2 protein-coding genes are annotated in these 1,222 nt (G+C 73.0%); both read right to left on the reverse strand.

What is annotated here, in order from left to right; genetic code table 11:
* Positions 1-213 precede the first annotated feature (213 nt).
* The gene (gene dcd, locus G3N18_RS15775; RefSeq protein WP_196385189.1) at positions 214-819 is read right to left on the reverse strand and encodes a dCTP deaminase; all 606 of its coding nucleotides are present in this window, start codon (positions 817-819) and stop codon (positions 214-216) included.
* A gap of 104 nt (positions 820-923) precedes the next feature.
* Positions 924-1,222 (reverse strand): hypothetical protein (locus tag G3N18_RS15780; protein ID WP_196385190.1); only part of this gene is annotated, 299 nt, incomplete at its 5' end.

The following is a 1,222-nucleotide window of genomic DNA, read 5'->3' on the forward strand; positions in this document are numbered from 1 at the left end:
GGGCACGGCTTCGGCCGCGACGCCGACGGCGGGCACGGCCACGGCGGCGAGCGCGCCTACGAGCGCGGTTTCGACGCCGGCTTCGCCCGCGGGCGCGAGGCGCACAGCGCCTGAGCACCCGCAGCTCTCACACGAATGGTTGCCATCCCGTCCGGGAGGCGACCATTCGTGTTCGGCGTGGAGGCCTCTACGTCGGGCGGGAGCAGGCGCCGGTCAGGCGCCGCGCGCCCCGGCATCCGTCGCACCGACGTCGGTGCGGTGGAAGTTCTGGAACGAGCGGGACGCGGTGGGCCCGCGCTGTCCGTGGTAGCGGTTGAGGTACGGCCCGGTGCCGTAGGGGTTCTCGGCCGCCGACGACAGGCGGAAGAAGCACAGCTGCCCGATCTTCATGCCCGGCCAGAGCTTGATCGGCAGGGTCGCGACGTTCGAGAGTTCGAGCGTGACGTGCCCCGAGAATCCGGGGTCGATGAACCCCGCCGTCGAGTGGGTGAGAAGTCCCAGCCGGCCGAGCGACGACTTGCCCTCGAGGCGCGCGGCGATGTCGTCGGGCAGGGTCACCTGTTCGAACGTCGACCCGAGCACGAACTCGCCCGGGTGCAGGATGAACGGCTCGTCGGGGCGCACCTCGATCAGGTGCGTGAGGTCGGGCTGGTCTTCGGCGGGGTCGATGAACGGGTACTTGTGGTTGTCGAACAGCCGGAAGTAGCGGTCGAGGCGCACGTCGACGCTCGACGGCTGCACCATCGCCGGGTCCCACGGGTCGAGTCCGACCCGGCCGGCGGAGATCTCGGTGCGGATGTCACGGTCGCTGAGCAGCACGCGGCCAGCCTAGTGGCCGCGTGCCGCTGTGCGCAGAGCCGGACGGCCCGAGTGACGCACGACCGCACCGTAGGGCCAACCTCGTACCGCGGCCCGCCCGCGGGTCAGTGGGTGACCGCGTCGACCCGGTCGGACGAGAGCAGGTCGCCCAGCACGCTGAGCCGTTCGACGCGGGCCGCGCCGAGGGGTGAGGCCGGGTCGTCGGGGGCGATCCGCACGATCTCGCCCGGCTGCGCCGCGGCGACCGGATAGGCCACCCGCCCGCTCGTCAGCACGAACTCGGTCGCCGGCATCGCGACGGCGTGCTGCAGACGGATGCCGGGGAGACCCGCCAGCCACCGCACCGACGCGGGCGCCCCGTCGCCGATGCCGAGGCGCACCTCCCAGCCGGCCGCGCCGACGC

It is taken from the genome of Microbacterium paulum (assembly GCF_015707995.1).
In the GTDB taxonomy this organism is placed as follows: Bacteria; Actinomycetota; Actinomycetes; order Actinomycetales; family Microbacteriaceae; genus Microbacterium; species Microbacterium paulum.